The organism is Sulfurivirga sp., from assembly GCF_015490265.1.
Classification (GTDB): domain Bacteria; phylum Pseudomonadota; class Gammaproteobacteria; order Thiomicrospirales; family Thiomicrospiraceae; genus Sulfurivirga.
This window is the reverse complement of sequence record NZ_WFYD01000029.1, coordinates 1-19555: the sequence shown is the minus strand read 5'-3', so window position 1 is coordinate 19555 and position 19555 is coordinate 1. Positions and strand designations below refer to the sequence as shown.

Here is a 19555-nt window from a genome sequence, read left to right as displayed (position 1 = left end):
GCTCGGCTCTGGCCGTATCGGCCGGAGAGATCGGCTGGTATTACGGCAGGCATTTCGAGCCGGGTGAGTGGCAGCACTTGGACAGTCTGGTGCTGCAGCCTCGCCATGTATCACGGTTGGATCTGCACCGGCTCAAACGGCTTGGCGTGCGGCCGCTGGCCTATGTGAGTGTGGGCGAGGTGGCCCGTGAGGCCGGCTATTTTTCCCGCCTGCCCAAAGGAGCGTTGCTGGACGACAACACGGCCTGGCGGTCTGTCCGGCTGGATGTGCGCCGTCCCGAGGTGCGTCGTTTCATTGTCGAACAGCTGGTGGAGCGTGCGCTGGAGAAGGGGTTCGAAGGGGTCTTTCTTGACACCGTGGACAGTTTTCACGCCCTGCCGAAGGGTGAGCAGGCCACCTTTCGGCAGGGCATGATCGAGCTGATCCGTGCTATCCGGCAAAAGGTGGGCAGGGGGCCGGTATGGCTCAACCGTGGCTTCGACTTGCTGGATGCGGTGCATGACCAGATCAGCGGCGTGGCCTTCGAGTCCCTCTATCAGGGCTATGATGCCCGGCGGGAGGCCTATGTCGCCGTCCCGGAAGCGGATCGAAAATGGCTGCTGGAGCAGATCCGTCGCGTGAAGGCCATGGGTCTGCCGGTGGTATCCATCGATTACCTGCCGCCGGAGCGGGCCGGGCAAGAGGCGCAGGCGCTGGCGCGGAAAATCGAGGCGGCTGGCGCCCAGCCATGGATCACGGACGCGCATCTGACTCGTGTGGGCGTCAGTCATGTCACGCCGTTGCCGCGCAAGGTGCTGGGACTGTTCGAGTCACCGAAAGGGTTCGAGGCTTTTGCCGACGCATCCGATCTGCACCGCTTTCTGGCCACACCTCTGGAATATCTGGGCTACTTCTATGACTACCGGCGTGCCGACCGGCCGGTGGAACTGGAAGATCCGGTGGGGCGCTATGCGGGGGTGGCGATCTGGGCGCAGGGGCAAGGTGCCGGGCATTATGATGCCCTGTGCGAACGGCTGGGCCGCTGGAACAGCTGGGGCCTGCCGGTGGTATTCATCGGCATGATCCCCGATGTGCCGTCATGCCGGGCACTGGCGGGTGTGGGCAATCTGCAGCCGCTGCCCGGGCGGCTGCGGATCGGGCGGGTTGTCCATGGTGTGGGCCGGTTTGAGGGGCGCCTGCGTCTTCGTCGGCTGGACGTGCAGCTGTTCCAGCCGGCACAGGATGCGCATCTGGAACCATGGCTGACCCTCACCGACGGGCATGTCCACTGGCCGCAGATCGCCGTGACAGATCGCGGGGGCTTTGCCCTGTCCCCCTATCTGTTCGAGGCCGCCGGCAGCCAGGAAGAAGACAGCAACCTGTTCTGGCTGTTCGATCCGGTGGCCTTTCTGCGGGCGGCTCTGAAGCTGCCGGAGCTTCCTGCAGTGGACGTGACCACCGAGAACGGGCGGCGCATCCTCATGGCCCATATCGATGGGGACGGCTTTGTTTCCCGTGCCGAATTCGGTGATCATGCTCTGTCCGGTCAGGTCATTCTGGAGAAAGTGCTGCGGCGTTTCCGTACCCTGCCCCATACCGTCTCCGTCATCGAGGCGGAGGTGGCGCCATGGGGGGTGTATCCCAAATCCAGCGCCGAGGCAGAGCGCATCGCCCGGCGCATTTTTCGGCTGAAAAATGTGGAGCCGGCCAGCCATACCTACAGCCATCCATTCGTCTGGCGGCATATCGAAGGCATTGCCATTCCCAAAAACGATGAATATGGCTGGAATCTTCCAGTGAAGCACTACACGCCTTCGGTGCGTCGTGAGATCGATGGGTCGGTGGACTACATCAACCGGCGGCTGGCGCCGAAGGACAAGCCGGTGCGGGTGCTGCTGTGGAGCGGAGACTGCCTGCCCGGTCCGAAGGCGCTGGCACGGGTGGAGTGGCGCGACCTGCTCAACATGAATGGCGGCGATACCAAACTGACCCGCTATGCCAACAGCCTCAGCCGGGTGTGGCCTGTTGGCCGACCCACCCGGGTCGGAGTGCAGATCTATGCGCCGGAGACCAACGAAAACAACTATACCAACCTGTGGCATGGGCCCTACTACGGCTACCGCAACGTCATCACCACTTTCCGGCTGCTGGATGGCGCGCGCCGACTGAAACCCATCGACATCTATTACCACTTCTATTCCGGCAGCAAGGCCGCGTCGCTCAATGCGCTGCTGGAGGTATATGACTGGGCGCTCAGCCAGCCGATCACGCCCATGTTCGCCGGTGAATATGCGGCGAGGGGACAGGCGTTCTACACCGCCCGCTGGGTGCGCCTGCCGGATGGGCGCCTGCGCCTTTACAGCCACTGGCCGGTGCGGACGCTGAGAGTGTCCGCGGGTCGTCCGTTGCTGACGGGAGAGCGCGTGCTGGGCTGGAAGCGGCATGGTAAGGATCGCTATGTGCATCTGGCGCCGGAAAGGGTCATGACCTTCTCTCAGGAGGAGGCGCCGCCTTCTGGCCCGTGGCTGGAGGAGAGCAGCGCGGTCATTGACCGGGTAAACGGATATGCGGGCGAGAGGCGTTGGACGATACGTTTCCATGCCGGTCTGGTGCCCATGTTTCGGTGGAAAAATGCGGCGGGCTGCCGGGTGCGCAGCAGCGAGCAGGGTATGAAGGTTCAGCGAAGCGGTGCCGTTCTGACCGTGCGCCTGCCTGCCCGCACACCGGATGTTGAGAGGACGCTGACTCTTGCCTGTGGTCACTGAACGGGAACATCTGATCCGCCCGGGCGGGCTGCTCGCCTTCACCGGCGTGGTGGCGCTGGTGCTCTACCTGATGTTTCCCCGGGAGGTGGTGTTCACTTCACTGGAGCAGATGCAGCGGGCTGACCCACTCTCCATCGCCTATCTGCGCCTGTTGCTGCACTCCTACCCCGATAACGCCGAAGTGCGCTATCACCTGGCGCGCCAGCTGCATCTGGCCGGTGAAGACGCACGAGCGTTGCAGGTATTGCATGCACTGGGGCCGGAAAAAAGGCTGCTGGCAAGCCCCCGGCTGGCTGAGCTCTACCTCAATATTCTGCTGGGACGCATGTATGCCGCCCGGCAGCCGGGGGCACAACGGCACTTCCGGCAGGCGCTGGAGCAGGCTCTGAACAATTTGCTGGCCGGCCCGCTCTCCGTGGAGGAGAAGCGGCGCATTGTCACGCCGCTGCTGGTACGGCTGAGCCTGTCGGCCCGCATCAGAGCGGAACGCTGGCTGTTGCGCCACGCAGCCACGCCACAGGATGCGGCCCGCTGGCGCGCGCACCTGTTCGCTCATCTGTGGATGGCGGGACGTTTTGATGAGGCCATGGCCGTGTTCGAGCGCATGGCGGGAGCGGCTCCCGTCCGGGAGAGGCGCGCATGGGCCCGGGCACGCGTGCGGCTGTGGCTGGCCGCTGCCCGTCCGGCTCGGGCGCTGCAGGCGGCCCGAAGCATGGTGAAGAACTGGCCGGATGACCCTGCTGCCCTGCGACTGGCCATCGCCATGGCCCGGCAGAACGGGCGGCTGGATCTGCAGCAGCGCTGGATGGGACGTCTGCTGCGGCTGCGGCCTCATGATCGACAGTTGGCCTGGCAGCTTTTTCAGGTGGTGCTGGGACAGGGGCGGCTCAAGGCGGCACTGGCACTGGTGCCCTATCTCGGACCGCCGGATCGTCTCACCGCCTTTCAGATCAAGCGCATCGCTCAGGTGCATGACTGGAACGGACAGGTGCGCGAGGGCTGGCGCTGGTGGCTGCGTTACGCCCGGCGCACCGGTCGCAGTGCGGACTGGCGTCGGGCATGGCGGTTGGCCATCGGGCTGGGACAGCTGGAGACGGCGCGCAATCTGCTGGAGCAGTTGCAGCGCCGACGCCCTCTGACCGAGGAAGAGCGCGCGCAGCTCTATGGCGTCTATCTGGCTTTGGGTGAGACGGACAAGGCACGGCGCATGCTGGAGGTCGAATATCGCCGCCAGCCCTGGAACGGGAAGCTGGCGCGGCGTCTCTACCGATTGCTGGTGGACATGGAGCGCCTGCCTGAGGCCACGGCCGTGCTGCTGGGGCTGGAAGCCCGTGGCGCGCTGACGCCGGCGCTGCGGGTGGAACTGGCCAACCTGCTGTGGCTGCAGCGGGCGCCGGAGCTGGCCTATGCCGCGCTGTTGCGCGCCAGCGAAACGCCGAGGGATCCCCGCTACTGGCGGCGCAGGCTGGAACTGGCCAATTATCTGGAACGGTTTGATGACGCCCGCGAGATCGCATGGCGGCTGTTGCAGGGGGAAACTGTGGATAAGGCCATACTGGATCAGCTGCCGCGGGTGGCGCAGGGTCTGATCCTTGAGCACCGGGTGGTGGAGGCGGCGCGGCTGCTGCATGCGCTGTTCCGGCGCACGGACAATGTGGAATATGGCCTGCAGGCGGTGTCGCTGGCCCTGCAGGGCGGCCGGCTTGATCTGGCCAGGCGCTGGCTGGATGCCATCGACAGGCCCGCATCCGTCCCGCTGGCGGCTCGCTGGTGGTTGCTCAGGGCGCAGCTGGCGCTGCGTTCCGGTCAGGTGGATCAGGCCGTGGCGGCCTGGGAGCAGGCCCATGTGCTGGCGCCGGACGACTCGACCATCCGTTCCGGTCTCATCTGGACGCTGATCGACCATGTGGACCGCTATGGGGACCGGCTGCGCGGCTATCTGGACTTTTTCTCTCTCACGGCTGATCGCCGTCCGGATGTGCAGCCGCTGCTGGCCTATGGCTATCTGGCGCTGGGGGACTATCGCGACAGCCTGCGCTGGTTCCGTCTTGGCCTGCCGCAGCATCGGCAGGACACCGACTGGCTGATGGCCATGGCCGAGGCGCTCGACAAGACCGGCTGGCACGCCTACGCCCGCCGTCTGCAGGCGTATGTATGGCGTCAGCTGCGCCCCCGGCTGCTGGCGGGTGAACTGAAAGGACTGGTGGCCGAGCGCGCCCTGCGGCTGGCGCGTGCTTTTGCCGGCGCGCGGCCGGCCGATAACCTGACCCGGACGGCACACGTGCAGCTGGATGAAGCGGGGCGGTTGATACTGCTGCTGGAATGGGCGCTGGCCGATGGCAGGCGCATCTGGGCGCACTACTACCTGCAGCGAGCGCTGGCCCACGGGGTGGCGTTGCCCGGCTGGATGCGGCTCTCTATGGCGCTGGATGACAATGATGGTGGCGCACTGGTCTGGGCGTTGAGGCATTTCAAGCGGCTGCCGGTGGCCGACCGGGTCTTTGCCCTGAAGCTGCTGGGACGCCGCACGGCGGCGCTGACCGAAGGGCTGACGGCGCTGGACGCCCGCAAGGATGAACAGACGGTCGCCCAGATTCGCGCCATGACCGCCTCCATCCGCAGCGGTCTGGACAACGGAGTGCGCCTGACCCGCCTGTGGCGCCATCGGGACGCGCTGGATGCGGGGGGCTGGGGTGTGACACTGGCGCGGCTCTATCCGGAGCATGCGATGCGGTTGCAGCTGATGCCGCTGCATCTTGTGGGCCGCGCGCCACTGCGATCCGGGCTGGGCGATCAGCTGGAAGCCCGGCTGGGCTGGCGTCGCTGGGGGCGGGACTGGCAGCTGAAGCTGGAAGGCCTGCATGTCAGCCGCAGGCTGCGTGACAGCTGGGGCGGGCGCATCGACTGGTTCCGCCAGCTGGATGCGGGGCTGGGGTATCATCTGACGGCAGCCTTCAACCGGCGGGCGGACTATTCCGACGCGCTGTGGAGCTGGGGACTGGACAGCCATGCGGGCATGAGTGTGGATTACGGACTGGACAGCCGCACCCGCCTCAGCGGCACCTTGGAGTGGCACCGCATCGACAGCGCCTGGGGCGTGCGGCTGGGCCAGGGACCACGGGTGACGGCAACCGTGACGCACACGCTGTTTGTCCATGACCCCACATGGGAGGTGGGGGCCGACCTGCAGTGGTACCGCTTTGACGGAGATCCGCTGGCCGATGGCCGGCTCAACGACCTGTTCGTCACCCCGCCCCAGACGGACACGATCCTGACGCGGGAATATGGCCGCATCGGGGTGTCGAGCGTGTGGTATCACGGACAGGTGCACCGCATCGCCCACGAGGTGCCCTCACCCCGCTGGAAGCTGGGGGTGAATCTGGGCTATGTGTGGACGCGGCAGGTGGTGGACTATGGCATCGAGGCCGGGCTGGGCTGGCGGATCGAGGGCGATGACGAGCTGGGGCTGACCGCCAGCTTCGGCACCGATACGGTGGCCGGCGGGCCGAGTTTTGAGGTGAAGCTTTCCTATAACCGTTACATGGGGAGATGAGCGATGAGATGGAGCAGGGCATGGCTGGGGGTGCTGCTGGTGTTTGTCCTCACCGGCTGCAGCGTGGTGAAGACCACACCGGAGCGGACGGCGCTGGAGACGTCGGCCCGCTGGACGCTGCTGCCGTTCGAGAATCTGGCGCAGGCACCGCAGGGGGCTGAGCGCATCGAGCGTATCGTGTCCGTGCTGCTGCGTTCAAGTGGTGTGCAGCTGGCGGACTATCCCCGTGAGGCACGCAAGGATCCGCTGTTGCTGGTGGATGATCGGGCGCGCTATCAGAAGGCGCTGGCCTGGGCGAAAAAACAGGGCTTCCGCTACGGTGTCACCGGCAGTCTGAACGAGTGGCGCTACAAGGCGGGGCTGGATGGAGAGCCTGCGGTGGGCGTCACCCTGCGGGTGGTGGATCTCAGAAGCGGGCAGGTGGTGTGGAGCGCCAGTGGCGCCCGTGCCGGCTGGGGCCGGGAAGGGGTGGCCATGACGGCGCAGAAGCTGCTGGACAGGCTGCTCGGCGACCTGCCGCTGAAGAAATGATTCCATGAAGGCGCTGTGGGAAAACGCCATGCTCAGCGGCCGGCAGCGGCAACTGCCGGCCTGGGTGCGCTGGGGGGAAGTAGCGCTGGTCACCGCCGTGGGCATCGCCCTCGGCTTTCTGATCAGCCCGCAGGATCCTTTCTTTGCCCATGGATCCTTTCCCTGGGTGATGGCCGCCTCCCTGCTGGTGGCGCTGCGCTACGGCTTCTACGCCGGTTTCATCTCAGCCTCGGCGGTCGTCATCGCGCTGGTGTGGTACGAGGGCTTTCTGCGCGGCCATCCGCTGCCCTACGGCTTCATGGTGGGGCTGATGACCATGACCATGCTGACCGGCGAGTTCAGCGACTACTGGCAGCGCCACCTGCATGTACTGCGACGGGAGAACCGCTACCTGATCGAGCGGCTTGAGGCGTTCACCCGCAGCTACCATCTGCTGCGGGTCTCCCATGATCAGATCGAGATCCAGCTGGCCGGCAGCACGGTGAGCCTGCGTGGCGCCCTGCGTGCCCTCTATCGGGAGCTGGCCCCTGACCGTCTGGGACAGGTGCTGGATGAGACGGCGGCGCAGCGGGTGCTCAACCTGATGGCCCAGCACGGCAGCCTGCAGCAGGCGGCGCTGGCGGGCATGGAGGGCGATCAGGTGGCAGCGCGGCCGCTGGCGCGGCTGGGTCGGATGGATAGTGTGGAAGGGGACGACCCGCTGGTGCGGGCGGCTGTGTCGCGCCGGCAGATGGTGACGGTGCGACCGGACGAACAGGACGCCGCCGGCAGCCGCTATCTGGCCGCCATCCCGCTGGTGGATTTCGAGGGACGGGTGCACGGCTTGGTGGCGGTGGCGGCCATGCCGTTCTTCGCCTTCGAGGAGCGGGTGCTGCGCCTGCTGGCGGTGCTGGCCGGGCGCACGGCGGACATGATCCTGCTGCGGGAACGGGTGCCCCAGGCGGAGGATGAGGAGCAGGCGGTTTTCTGGGTGCAGCTGCAGCGGGCGGCGGTGGATGCGGTCGAGCACCGGGTGGCCTCATCGCTGGTGGTGCTGAGCCTGCCGGATGATGACACGGGCCGGCGTCTCGCCGAGCTGGTCACCCGCATGCGCCGGGGGCTGGATCTGGTGCTGACGCAGGAAGGCGCATCGCTGAAAGTGCTGGTGCTGCTGCCGCTGACGGACGCGCTGGGACTCAACGGCTATCTGCAGCGGCTGCGGGATGAGGTGCGCAAACTGACCGGTGCCGAGCTGGACCGGCTGCCGGTGACCCTGGCCACCCATGAGATTGTCGATGAGAAGGCGCTGCGGGATTTCCTGCGCGCACAGGGTATGGAGGTGGCATGGTCTGCGCGGTGATCCTGCTGATTCTGGGGCTGCTGGCGGAAGGCACGGCCCTGTGGGCGCTGTTCGTTCTGACAACCCCCGAGATGCAGTTTGCCGCCTATTCGCTGCTGCATCTGCTCTCGGCGCTGCTGATCTCGCTGTTCATCTACCGCTTCCTGCCGCTGCGCTATCAGGCGCAGCGCTTTCGCACGCTGGCGTTTCTGACCACGCTGCAGTTTGCCATTCCGCTGATCGGCTCCCTCGGAGCGCTGGCGGCGATTCTGCCCGCCATCTACCTGACCCGCAGGCGGGGCCGGCAGCCGTTCGAAGTGGTGGAGATTCCGGAACTGCCCTACCGGCCGGTGTCCGTCTCGGCTCAGCCGCTCTACAGCCAGGGCGGACTGGTGCAGGTGCTGCGGGAGGCCGGTGATGTGGAAAAGCGCATGAAGGCGCTGATCGCCACCCGCATGATGCCGGAGCGTCAGCGCATGCAGCTGCTCAAGGAGGCGTTGCGGGATCCTGAGGATGATGTGCGTCTGCTGGCCTACGCCATGCTGGAGGAGAAGGAGGCGGAGATCAACGGACGCATCATGGAGCGGCAGGAGGCGCTGGAGAAGGCGCCTGCGGCCGAACGGCCCCGCCTGCTGTTGCTGCTGGCGCAGGACTACTGGGAGCTGATCTTTCTCGGCATTGCCACCGGCGGGCTGCGCCGCTACTACCTGCAGCAGTGCGAGCGGGCGCTGGAGACGGTGCTTGAGGCACGGCGGGACGCGCAGGCGCTGCGTCTGCTGGGACGGGTGCGGCTGGCGCAGAACCGGCCGGATGAAGCCGCCCGGCTGTTCGAGGCGGCCATGGACGCCGGCATGCCGGAGGAGCAGCTGTTGCCCTATGTGGCGGAGGCGGCCTTTCTGCAGCGGCAGTTCGACCGGGTGGCCGAAGCGCTGCACCGATATCGGGCGCGGGTGGGCCGTCCTCATCCGACCCTGCTGCCGGTGGTGCGCTGGTGGACGGAGGCAGGAACATGAGCGGGCAGCGCGGCGAGGGACGCAGAGACGACCGGCCGATTGCCGACATCGCCCTGCTGCTGGAGGGCACCTACCCCTATGTGCGTGGCGGGGTGTCCTCATGGGTGCACCAGATCGTCACCGGCCTGCCGGAATACACCTTCGCCATCGTCTTTCTGGGTGGTCTGCCGGAGCACTACGAGGGCATCCAGTATGAGCTGCCGGAGAATGTGGTGCATCTGGAGACCCACTACATCATGCACGCCTCCATCCATGGGGAGCCGGACGCCCGTTCGGGCAAGCAGGCTCAGTTCGAGGCCATGCGCGCCATGCATGGGGATTTCCGTGCCCGCAGGCCGGTGCAGCCCGAGGTGATGGCCGAAACGCTCGGCAAGCTGGGCACGGACGCGGGCATCACCCGGGAGGATTTCCTCTACGGCGAAGAGGCGTGGGCGATGATCACCGACCATTACGAGCGCTTCTGCACCGACCCGTCCTTCATCGACTATTTCTGGACGGTGCGCATCATGCACGCGCCGCTGTTTCTGCTGGCCGAGATCGCCCGGGACCTGCCGCCGGTGCGGGCGCTGCACGCGGTTTCCACCGGCTACGCGGGGCTCTTGGGCGCCATGCTGGCCGCGCGGCGCGGGCTGCCGTTCGTGCTCACCGAACACGGCATCTACACCAAGGAGCGCAAGATCGATCTGGTGCAGGCCCAGTGGATCCGGGACCAGATGGACGCGCTGGGGGCGGACATCGAGCATGAGGCGGGCTACATCCGCCAGCTGTGGATCCGCTTTTTCGAGGTGCTGGGGCGGCTGGCCTACCAGCAGGCGGATCCGATCATCTCGCTGCACCGGCCCAATCAGCTGCGCCAGATCAAGGACGGCGCGCCGCCGGAGAAGTGTCGCATCATTCCCAACGGCATCGACATCGAACGCTTCCGCCCGGTGCTGGAAGCGCGCCCGGAGGGCGTGCCGCCGGTGGTGGGGCTGGTGGGGCGGGTGGTGCCCATCAAGGACATCAAGACCTTCATCCGTGCCATGCGGGCGGTGTGCGACACCATGCCGGAGGCGGAAGGCTGGATCGTCGGGCCGGAAGAGGAGGATCCCCTCTACGTGGCGGAGTGCCGGGCGCTGGTGCGCAGTCTGGATCTGGAGGATCGGGTGAAGTTCCTCGGTTTCCGCCGGGTGGATGAGATCTTTCCGCAGCTGGGGCTGATCGTGCTCACGTCCATCAGTGAATCTCAGCCGCTGGTGATTCTGGAAGGCTACGCCGCCGGGCTGCCGTGTGTGGCCACCGATGTGGGATCCTGCCGCGAGCTGGTGGAGGGCCGGGACGAGGAAGACCGGGCGCTGGGCGCCGGCGGGCGCATCGTGCCCATCGCCGATCCGGAGGCCACGGCGCAGGGCATTCTGTCACTGCTGGAGGATGAGGCGGCCTGGCAGGCGGCGCAGCGGGCCGGGCTGGAACGGGTGCGCCGCTACTACCGGCTGGACCAGATGTATGACGCCTACCGGGGCGTCTATGACGAGGCGCTGGAGCGTTCGCCATGGCAGGCATAGGGTTCGAGATCCGCCGCATCCTGCAGAAGGAGACGCTGCTGTCGATTCTGCAGGCCTACACCTACGCGGGCATCATCGGCTCCGGGCCGTGGGTGCTGTCGGTCATCGGCGTGATGCTCATCGGCGTGCTGAGTCTGGGGCATGTCTATCCCTCCACGCTCATCGTGCAGTTTCTGGTGTCGGTGACCTGGCTGATGGCCGCGAGTCTCATTCTCACCGGGCTGCTGCAGCTGCTGTTCACCCGCTATGTGGCCGACCGGCTGTTCGAGAACAGGGACCGCATCATTCTGCCCAACCTGCTGGGGGTGCTGTGGGTGACCATTGTGGCCGCCGGCGTGCTGGGCGGCGCGGCGCTCTATTTCTTCTTCCACGAGACGCTGCTCTACGAGCTGATGATGCTGGCCAACTTCGTGCTGCTGTGCGGCATGTGGATGGTGGTGATCTTCCTCTCCAGCATGAAGCAGTACCGGCAGATTCTGCTGGTGTTCCTGGTGGGCTACTCGCTGGCGGTGGTCAGCGCGCTGGCGCTGCGCCCCTTCGGACTGGTGGGGCTGCTGGGCGGGGTGCTCATCGGCCACGGGGTGCTGTTCTTCAGCTTCCTGTTCATGATCATCCGCGCCTATCCGGGGCGCAAGTTCGTGGATTTCGACTTCACCGACCGGCGCAAGATCTTCATCTCGCTGGCGTTCGCGGGCTTCTTCTTCAATCTGGCCGTGTGGGTGGACAAGTTCATCGTCTGGTTCACACCGGAGCTGTCGCAGCAGATCATCGGGCCACTGCGCGCCTCGCCCATTTATGACCTGCCCATCTTTCTGGCCTATCTGTCCATCATTCCGGGCATGGCGGTGTTTCTGGTGCGCATGGAGACGGATTTCGCCGAGCACTACGACCGCTTCTACAACGCGGTGCGCGAGGGGGAGACGCTGGAGCACATCTATTTCTTCAAGGACCAGATGGTCTATACCGCCCGGCAGGGCATCTACGAGATCTTCAAGGTGCAGGGGCTGACCATCGTCATTCTGCTGCTGTGGGGGCCGGAGATCCTTGATCTGGTGGGCATCTCGCCGCTGTATCTGCGCCTGTTCTACATCGACATCGTGGGGGTGGGGCTGCAGGTGCTGCTGCTGGCCATTCTCAACGTGGCCTTCTATCTGGACTACCGCAACATCGCCGTGGGGCTGAGCGGACTGTTTCTGGTGGCCAACGCCGCGTTCACCTGGCTGACCATCCACCTGGGGCCGGCCTGGCTGGGCTATGGCTTCACCATCGCCATGGCGCTGACGGTGGTGGTGGGCCTGTGGGTGCTGTCCACCAAGCTGGACCGGCTGGAGTACGAGACCTTCATGCTGCAGGAGTAGCGCTCAGTGCATGTCCTGCTCGTCGTAGATGTCGTTGGTGGCCAGAATGATGCGATCGGTCTCCTCGCGGCCGAGGGTGTCGTCGCCGGCGGCCTCGCCGAGAATGTCGGTGCGGATGCGCAGGGTCAGCCGGGCCAGTTCGTCCATGATCTGCTCGGTCTCGCCCGCGTCCAGCTCGCGGTTGCGCAGGTTGTGGTGATAGACGGTGAGAAAACGCTGATACTGCTGCAGCACCTCCGGGCTGGCCACGATGGCCAGCTTGTGGGAAAGCATGCGCATGCGCTTGGCCTCGGTCTCGTCGGTGCGCCCCTGAATGACCACCTCCTGAATGTGATCCAGCAGCTCGAAATAGATGCGCGTCTTCAGTTCGAGGAACTTGGCTCGCTCTTCCTTCTTCAGTTCCGTTTCCGTCTGGCGGTTGAGCAGCAGGGCGGTCAGCGTGATGGTCACCAGCGTGCCGAGGACGATCAGCACCCACTCCTGACTGAACGGCAGCTGGTCGGCCACGTGATAGGCCAGACGCAGAAAGATGTAGCCGGCCACGAACAGCACCAGCGTCAGCAGGGCCCAGAAGAGATCTTCGCGCTTGAATTTCACCGATTTCCGCCTGCGTGCGTCTTAAAATGAGCGCATCTTAACGCGAACGGATGGGCCATGCGCGTCATTCTCGGCATCACCGGCGGCATCGCCGCCTACAAGAGCATTCTGCTGCTGCGCCTGCTCAGGCAGGCGGGACATGAGGTGCAGGTGGTGCTCACCCGCGCCGCGCGGCAGTTCGTCACGCCGCTGACATTGCAGGCGCTGTCCGGTCGACCGGTGCGCGACAGCCTGTTCGACCCCGAACAGGAAGACGCCATGGGGCACATCGAGCTGGCCCGCTGGGCCGAGGCGGTGGTGGTGGCGCCGGCATCCGCCGACTTCATCGCCCGGCTGCGCGCGGGCATGGCCGATGATCTGCTCGCCACCCTGTGTCTGGCCACCGAGGCGCCCATCGTGCTGGCGCCGGCCATGAACCGCCTCATGTGGGTCAACCCGGCCACGCAGGAAAACATCGACGTGCTGCGGGCGCGCGGCGTGCGCATTCTGCCGCCTGAAAGCGGCGAGCAGGCCTGTGGCGAGGTGGGCGAGGGGCGCATGATGGAACCGGAGGGCATTTTTTCCGCCCTGTGGGGCGAAAACGGCCTGTTTCCCGGCAAAAATCAGGGCGCGGCCGGGGCGGGTGAACCGGCAGCCTGTAAAAATGGGGGAGACCCCGTCTTCTGGCGCGGCAAACGGGTGGTGGTGACCGCCGGCCCCACCGAGGAACCCATTGATCCGGTGCGCTTCATCGCTAACCGCAGCTCCGGGCGCATGGGCTTTGCCCTGGCCGAGGCGTTGCGGAATGCCGGGGCCGAGGTGACGCTGGTGGCCGGGCCGGTCAGCCTGCCCACGCCTGCCGGCGTGCACCGCATCGATGTGCGCACGGCAGAAGAGATGGATGCGGCGGTGCAGCAGGCGGTGGCCGGCGCGGATGTCTTCATCTCCGCGGCGGCCGTGGCCGACTGGCGGGTGGCGCATCCGTCTGATCAGAAATTAAAGAAACAGCAGGGTCAGGACAGCATGACGCTGGAGCTGGTGCGCAATCCGGACATTCTCGCCCGGGTGGCGGCGCGGCCCGACCGTCCGGGGCTGGTGATCGGCTTTGCTGCCGAGACGGAGCGGGTGGTGGAGCATGCACGGGAGAAGCTGGCAGCCAAGGGTGCGGACATGCTGATTGCCAACGAGGTGGGCGAGGACAGGGCCTTCGGCCAGCCGGACAATGCCGTGTGGCTGTTGCATCGGAATGGACGCGAGCGGCACTTTGAGCGCCAGCCCAAGGACATTCTGGCGAAACAGTTGATCGAGACCATTGCACAGTGGAGCGAACATGACACCGACGGTTGAATACAGAATCATCGATCCGCGGCTGGGGAAGGAGATTCCCCTGCCGCACTACGCCACCGAGGGCGCGGCGGGCATGGATCTGCGCGCCTGCATCGAGCAGCCGCTCACCCTGCATCCGGGGCAGACGGAACTGATCGGCACCGGCATCGCCATCTGGCTGCGGGATCCGGGCTATGTGGGCATCGTGGTGCCCCGCTCCGGGCTGGGCTATAAGCACGGCATCGTGCTGGGCAATCTGGTGGGCGTGATCGACTCGGACTATCAGGGCGAGATCAAGGTGCCGCTGTGGAACCGCACCGACCGTCCCTACACCATCGAGGTGGGCGAGCGCATCGCCCAGTATCTGGTCATGCCGGTACTGCATCCGCAGCTGGTGCAGGTGGAGGAGTTTTCCGACAGCAGCGCCCGGGGTGAGGGCGGCTTTGGTTCCACTGGAACAAGATAGGAGAAAACGCATGGCACAGGTGGATGCGGGCATTTTCCGCGCCTATGACATTCGCGGCATTGTGGGCGAGGGGCTGACGCCGGAGACGGTGGAGCTGGTCGGTCGGGCGCTGGCCACCGAAGTGCGCGCGGCGGGCGAGGATACCCTGATTGTGGGGCGGGATGGGCGTCTGTCCGGCCCGGAACTGGCCGGGGCGCTGACCCGGGGCGTGCGTGCAGCGGGGGTGAACGTGATCGATCTGGGCTGCGTGACCACGCCGATGGTCTACTGGGCGGCGGCCAACACGCCGGGGGTGTCCAGCTGCGCGGCCATTACCGGTTCCCACAACCCGCCGGAGTACAACGGCATCAAGATGATGGTGGCGGGCGAGACCCTCTCCGGTGAGGCGATTCAGGCCCTGCGTCGCCGCATCGAGGCGGAGGACTTCGCCACGGGCGAGGGCAGCTATGAAACCCGTGACATCGCCGCCGCCTACCGGGATGACATTGCCGGCAAGATTCGGCTCAAACGCCCCCTGAAAGTGGTGGTGGACGCGGGCAATGGGGTGGCCGGCGCCTATGCGCCGGAAGTGCTGCGGGCCGTCGGCTGCGAGGTGGACGAACTCTACTGTGAGGTGGACGGCACCTTCCCCAATCACCATCCCGACCCGGCCAAGCCGAAGAACCTTGAGGACCTCATCGCCCGGGTGAAGGAGACCGGCGCCGATCTGGGGCTGGCCTTCGACGGGGATGGCGACCGCTGCGGCGTGGTGGACGAGCAGGGCAACCTGCTCTATGCCGACCGGCAGATGATGCTCTATGCCTGTGATGTACTGAGCCGCCAGCCGGGGGCGACCATCATCTATGACGTCAAATGCACCAGCCTGCTGGGGCGGGAGATCGAGCGCTGTGGCGGCCAGCCGCTGATGTGGCGCACCGGCCACAGCTTTATCAAGAAGAAGATGAAGGAGACCGGCGCGGCGCTGGCGGGCGAGATGTCCGGCCACATTTTCTTCGGCGAGCGCTGGTATGGCTTTGATGACGGCATCTATACCGCCGCGCGCATGTGCGAGATCATCGCCGGGCAGGATGCGCCCGCATCAGAAGTGTTCGCCCGCCTGCCCGATGCGTACAACACGCCGGAAATGGAGCTGAAGTTCGAGCGCTTCGGCGAGCATTTCGACTTCATGGAAAAGCTCAGGGCCACGGCGGACTTTCCGGATGGCATGGTGTTCGATCTGGACGGCATCCGGGTGGATTTCGACGATGGCTGGGGACTGGTGCGTCCCTCCAACACCACGCCGGTGCTGGTGCTGCGCTTTGAGGGCGAAACCCCCGAAGCGCTGGAACGCATCCAGAACCGCTTTATTGAATGGATTCTGGCGCAGGACCCGCCGATTGACGTGCCATTCTGAGAATGAGCGACATCCTCATCTACGAAGATGACCGGCGGCAGATCCAGGTGCGGCTGGCGTCTGAGACCGTCTGGCTCAACCGGCAGCAGATGGCACAGCTGTTCGGGCGTGATGTGAAGACCATTGGCAAGCACATTGCCAATGTGTTCCGGGAGGGCGAGCTGGAACGGGAGGCAGTTGTCGCAAAATTTGCGACAACTGCTGCGGATGGAAAAACTTATCAAGTCGAGTATTACAATCTGGATGTCATTATTTCTGTCGGTTATCGCGTCAAGAGTCTGCAGGGCACCCGATTCCGCATCTGGGCCACACAGTGGCTGCGGGACTATCTGCTCAAAGGCTATGCCATCAACCGGCAGCGCCTGCGGGAAAATGCCCGGGAACTGGAGCAGGCGCTGGTATGTCGGATGGTTGCCTGATATGAATTTTCTGGCGGGAGACACTCAGGAAACGAACCATGCGGATACAGGATATGAACATCAGTAAGCAGAAAGCCCATCAGATCGCCTCGGTGCTCTCCGAGGCGCTGCCCTACATTCAGCGTTTCGCCGGCAAGACCATCGTGGTCAAGTATGGCGGCAATGCCATGATCGATGAGAAGCTGAAGCACAGCTTCGCCCGTGACATCGTGCTGATGAAGCTGGTGGGCATGAACCCGGTGGTGGTGCATGGTGGTGGGCCGCAGATCGGCCAGCTGCTGGAGCGTATCGGCAAGGAGTCCAAATTCATCGACGGCATGCGGGTGACCGACGAGGAGACCATGGATGTGGTGGAGATGGTCCTCGGCGGTCTGGTGAACAAGGAGATCGTCAACCTCATCCACCAGAACGGCGGCAATGCCGTGGGGCTCACCGGCAAGGACGGCAACCTCATCTGTGCAAAGCCCTTGAAACTCAAGCGCATGCGCCCGGAGCTGGATGCGCCGGAGATCATCGATCTCGGCCATGTGGGTGAAGTGGGCCGGGTCAACACCCGGGTGCTGGACATGCTGGTGGAGGACGACTTCATCCCCGTCATCGCGCCGGTGGGCGTGGGCGAGGACGGGGCCAGCTACAACATCAACGCCGATCTGGTGGCGGGCAAGATCGCCGAGGCGCTGCAGGCGGAAAAGCTGATGCTGCTGACCAACACGCCGGGGCTGCTGGACAATGAGGGCAATCTGCTCACCGGGCTGGATGCCGACACCGTCAATCGCCTGATCGAGGACGGCACCATCTACGGCGGCATGCTGCCCAAGATCCAGTGCGCGCTGGATGCGGTGAGCAACGGCGTCAACGCCGCCCACATCATCGACGGCCGCGTCGAGCACGCCGTCATGCTGGAAGTCTTCACTGATCAGGGTGTGGGCACGCTGATCACGGGATAAAGCGATGAAGTGCCTGTTGCGCTGCCTGCCGTGGCTGCTGGCGGGGATGATGACAGCCCCCGCCTGGGGTTTCGATCTGCTGGACGATGAGGAGGGCGCCCCGGCTGAAAAGACAGGGCCGCACATCATCGAATTCCGTTACGACGGAAAGTTGCCCGAAGGGCAGTGGCAGCGTTTCATTCTGCCCCAGCTGCGCCGCAGCGCGGACTGCCCCGCCCTGCTGGCCCTGCTGCGGGATGACAGGCGCGGCGTGGTGGCCGGCCTCTGTCTGCGCGATGCATCGCCCCGCTTCGTGACCGTTCCAGAGGCCGAGGCACACCTGCTCCCGCAACAGCATTCACGGCGGCGCGACGGTGATCAGCGGGTCGAGGTACTCTATAACACGCGGGGAACCCCTGCGTTCATACTCCTCTGGTATCCGAAGACTTTCACCCGCTCGCAGCTGAAGGGACATGGGGTCTACATTCAGGATACGCCGCAGAACATCGCAGAAGCCCTGCCGGGCCAGCTGATGCTGGCGGGCGAGCCGGAGAAGGTGCCGGCTCAGCCGCTTGCGGAGACAGCACCGCAGGAATCCCGGCGTCCGCCTGCGGCCCATGGGGCAGCAAGGCCGACGACTGTTGCTGAAAAACCGGCTGCTGCCACCCGCAGTCGGGTTTCCCGCAAGGCTGCCCCGTCGTCACGACACGCTCCGGCCCGTGCGCAGGTTGCCAGATCCTCCGCAACAGGGCAGGCGGGCATTGCCGCGGTGGCTACGGAAACGCTGCCGTCTGCCTTCCTACCGGATCTAGGGAAGGTTCGTTCTCTGGCCGGTCTGGCACGGGCACTGGAGAAGGCCCCTCGGGAAAAGCTGCCCCATTCCTTCGAGCACAAGGTGCTGACCTATCTCATCTACTTTGGCGAGCAGCTGCGCAGGGACTGCACCCCAGCCGACGCGGCGAAGGATATCCATTGCCCCGCCTACTATGTCCGCTTCTTTCCTCACTGGAAGCATCAGGGCCATATCGCTTTCCTCAGGGATCTGGCCGACTTCCTCCACAGCCGGGATACCGACCATCAGCAGGCGCTGATCGAACGGTGGAAGAAGCGACCGGTGCTGCAGCAGGTGCTGCGGGACAATCAGCTGGCGCAGAAGCTGTGGGCCATGTATGACGAGGCTATCACTTTCCGACCGGGTGAGGATCGCGCGGCAGATCTGCAGGAGATGAATCGCGTGATTGCCTTGCTTCCCGATATCCGGCGTCCTAATCTGCTGGTCAAGGGACGGCGGAACCGCTATGAAGAAGTGAAGAAATATGCTCCTCGCATGAAGCGCCATCTTGAAGAGGTGGTGGCTGATCAGAACCGGGAACAGCAGCTCAAGGCGCTGGGTGAACGGATCATGGGGCGGCGCTGTGAGGAAGTGGAATGGTGGGGCGGTAAGAAGAATGGCTGGCCGGAAGGTGAGGTCACCCTCTATTGTGAGGAGGGGCTCTCCCATGGTGGCGAGCTGGTCATCGGCACGGATCTGGTCATCCATGATCGCCGCGTTGAAGACCGCAGCGGCAAGGTGTGGGCCTATGCCCGGAGACCCGGCTTTCTGGGCGGCGGCAAGGACACTACCACCCGCGAAGCGACCTACCGTATGCTCAAGGAAATCCCGGCGCGGGTGAAACAGGTGGTGGGCCGTGCGAAAGAGGACTGGCAGTGGCTGGTGGAAGGTGAACAGCGCCGCGCCGCGGGTCGTCCCGCCTCGGTCAGCCTCTACCGCTGTCGCGAGGCCGATGGCCGGCGTATCTGTGAGGTACGTTCCGATCTGGGCGAGGAAGGCACGCTCTTTGCACGCTGGGACGGCGGCGAGCAGGCCTACCACCTCGACCTGATGGGCAGCCCGCACGCCCAGACGGTGACCGGCACCTATTTCACCCGCAACCGGCTGCTCACCACCACCGCTTGCGGTCGGCGCAACGGGGTGGCTTCGGTGGATGTGGCCATGCGCCTTTTTGCCCGCTGCGCGCTACTGAGGCACTTCTGATCCATGGAAGGCTGGGGCGGGCAGCTGCTGCTGTTTGTCGTCTCGCTGGCGGCCAACTTCTTCTCGGCGCTGGCCGGCGGTGGGGCGGGGTTGCTGCAACTGCCGGCACTGCTGTTTCTCGGCCTGCCCTTTGCCATTGCGCTGGCCACCCACAAGGTGGCCAGCGTCTTTCTGGGACTGGGGGCGACGGCGCGGCATTTGCAGTCATCCGAATATGACTGGCGTTTCGCCGCCTTCATCCTCGCCTGCGGTGTGCCGGGGGTCATCACCGGCGCGCTGGTGATCCTCTCCATTCCCGACCGCATCTCGCAGCTGGCGCTGGGCGTGCTGACCCTGGGGCTGGGGCTCTACTC

General features: G+C 65.3%; 15 protein-coding genes. 14 read left to right on the top strand and 1 reads right to left on the bottom strand.

What is annotated here, in order from left to right:
• The 7 genes from F8K16_RS02230 to pelG all read left to right on the top strand — a co-directional run.
• Positions 1 to 2744, top strand: a 2744-nt coding sequence (locus F8K16_RS02230; RefSeq protein WP_294946344.1) for an endo alpha-1,4 polygalactosaminidase, incomplete at its 5' end; no start/stop codon positions are given.
• The gene (locus F8K16_RS02225; RefSeq protein ID WP_294946347.1) at positions 2734 to 6297 is read left to right on the top strand and encodes a tetratricopeptide repeat protein; all 3564 of its coding nucleotides are present in this window, start codon (positions 2734 to 2736) and stop codon (positions 6295 to 6297) included. The genes F8K16_RS02230 and F8K16_RS02225, both read left to right, overlap by 11 nt.
• Positions 6298 to 6300: 3 nt before the next feature.
• Complete coding sequence (locus F8K16_RS02220) at positions 6301 to 6828, top strand: hypothetical protein (RefSeq protein ID WP_294946342.1); 528 nt, start codon at positions 6301 to 6303, stop codon at positions 6826 to 6828.
• Positions 6829 to 6832: 4 nt separating this feature from the next.
• Entirely contained in the window at positions 6833 to 8167 is a 1335-nt protein-coding gene (locus F8K16_RS02215) for a PelD GGDEF domain-containing protein (RefSeq protein ID WP_294946339.1), read from the top strand.
• Positions 8152 to 9159, top strand: a complete 1008-nt coding sequence (locus F8K16_RS02210) for a hypothetical protein (RefSeq protein WP_294946336.1) — start codon at positions 8152 to 8154, stop codon at positions 9157 to 9159. Before F8K16_RS02215 ends, F8K16_RS02210 begins: the two co-directional genes overlap by 16 nt.
• Positions 9156 to 10703 carry a GT4 family glycosyltransferase PelF gene (gene pelF, locus F8K16_RS02205; protein WP_294946333.1) on the top strand — a complete coding sequence of 516 codons (1548 nt, stop codon included), beginning with the start codon at positions 9156 to 9158 and terminating at the stop codon, positions 10701 to 10703. The genes F8K16_RS02210 and pelF overlap by 4 nt, the downstream gene beginning before the upstream one ends.
• Positions 10691 to 12061, top strand: coding sequence for an exopolysaccharide Pel transporter PelG (gene pelG / locus F8K16_RS02200; RefSeq protein ID WP_294946330.1), 1371 nt, complete (start codon positions 10691 to 10693; stop codon positions 12059 to 12061). Before pelF ends, pelG begins: the two co-directional genes overlap by 13 nt.
• A 3-nt stretch (positions 12062 to 12064) precedes the next feature.
• Here the strand turns inward: pelG and F8K16_RS02195 are convergent, their stop codons facing one another.
• Positions 12065 to 12658: a hypothetical protein gene (locus tag F8K16_RS02195; RefSeq protein WP_294946327.1), complete on the bottom strand. Its 594-nt coding sequence runs from the start codon at positions 12656 to 12658 to the stop codon at positions 12065 to 12067.
• 57 nt (positions 12659 to 12715) lie between these two features.
• Here F8K16_RS02195 and coaBC point away from each other — a divergent pair, with 57 nt between their 5' ends.
• The 7 genes from coaBC to F8K16_RS02160 form a co-directional block, all read left to right on the top strand.
• Positions 12716 to 13984, top strand: a complete 1269-nt coding sequence (gene coaBC / locus F8K16_RS02190; RefSeq protein ID WP_294946324.1) for a bifunctional phosphopantothenoylcysteine decarboxylase/phosphopantothenate--cysteine ligase CoaBC — start codon at positions 12716 to 12718, stop codon at positions 13982 to 13984.
• Complete coding sequence (dut, locus tag F8K16_RS02185) at positions 13968 to 14429, top strand: dUTP diphosphatase (protein WP_294946321.1); 462 nt, start codon at positions 13968 to 13970, stop codon at positions 14427 to 14429. Before coaBC ends, dut begins: the two co-directional genes overlap by 17 nt.
• Positions 14430 to 14439: 10 nt before the next feature.
• A complete protein-coding gene (locus F8K16_RS02180) occupies positions 14440 to 15822 on the top strand; it encodes a phosphomannomutase/phosphoglucomutase (RefSeq protein WP_294946318.1) in 1383 nt (460 codons plus the stop codon).
• A 2-nt stretch (positions 15823 to 15824) separates the two neighbouring features.
• Positions 15825 to 16241 carry a RhuM family protein gene (locus F8K16_RS02175; protein WP_294946314.1) on the top strand — a complete coding sequence of 139 codons (417 nt, stop codon included), beginning with the start codon at positions 15825 to 15827 and terminating at the stop codon, positions 16239 to 16241.
• A gap of 53 nt (positions 16242 to 16294) precedes the next feature.
• Positions 16295 to 17188 (top strand): acetylglutamate kinase, encoded by an 894-nt coding sequence (gene argB, locus F8K16_RS02170; RefSeq protein ID WP_294946312.1) that lies wholly within the window; start codon positions 16295 to 16297, stop codon positions 17186 to 17188.
• A gap of 4 nt (positions 17189 to 17192) precedes the next feature.
• Positions 17193 to 19202, top strand: a complete 2010-nt coding sequence (locus tag F8K16_RS02165) for a hypothetical protein (protein ID WP_294946309.1) — start codon at positions 17193 to 17195, stop codon at positions 19200 to 19202.
• A gap of 3 nt (positions 19203 to 19205) precedes the next feature.
• On the top strand, positions 19206 to 19555 hold a 350-nt coding region (locus F8K16_RS02160; protein ID WP_294946307.1), incomplete at its 3' end, for a sulfite exporter TauE/SafE family protein.

What these genes read in the sequence shown, in the direction of transcription:
- F8K16_RS02220 (WP_294946342.1), top strand. Translation starts at nt 6,301, where the DNA reads ATGAGATGGAGCAGGGCATGGCTGGGGGTGCTGCTGGTGTTTGTCCTC.
- F8K16_RS02215 (WP_294946339.1), top strand. Translation starts at nt 6,833, where the DNA reads ATGAAGGCGCTGTGGGAAAACGCCATGCTCAGCGGCCGGCAGCGGCAA.
- F8K16_RS02210 (WP_294946336.1), top strand. Translation starts at nt 8,152, where the DNA reads ATGGTCTGCGCGGTGATCCTGCTGATTCTGGGGCTGCTGGCGGAAGGC.
- pelF (WP_294946333.1), top strand. Translation starts at nt 9,156, where the DNA reads ATGAGCGGGCAGCGCGGCGAGGGACGCAGAGACGACCGGCCGATTGCC.
- pelG (WP_294946330.1), top strand. Translation starts at nt 10,691, where the DNA reads ATGGCAGGCATAGGGTTCGAGATCCGCCGCATCCTGCAGAAGGAGACG.
- coaBC (WP_294946324.1), top strand. Translation starts at nt 12,716, where the DNA reads ATGCGCGTCATTCTCGGCATCACCGGCGGCATCGCCGCCTACAAGAGC.
- dut (WP_294946321.1), top strand. Translation starts at nt 13,968, where the DNA reads ATGACACCGACGGTTGAATACAGAATCATCGATCCGCGGCTGGGGAAG.
- F8K16_RS02180 (WP_294946318.1), top strand. Translation starts at nt 14,440, where the DNA reads ATGGCACAGGTGGATGCGGGCATTTTCCGCGCCTATGACATTCGCGGC.
- F8K16_RS02175 (WP_294946314.1), top strand. Translation starts at nt 15,825, where the DNA reads ATGAGCGACATCCTCATCTACGAAGATGACCGGCGGCAGATCCAGGTG.
- argB (WP_294946312.1), top strand. Translation starts at nt 16,295, where the DNA reads ATGAACATCAGTAAGCAGAAAGCCCATCAGATCGCCTCGGTGCTCTCC.
- F8K16_RS02165 (WP_294946309.1), top strand. Translation starts at nt 17,193, where the DNA reads ATGAAGTGCCTGTTGCGCTGCCTGCCGTGGCTGCTGGCGGGGATGATG.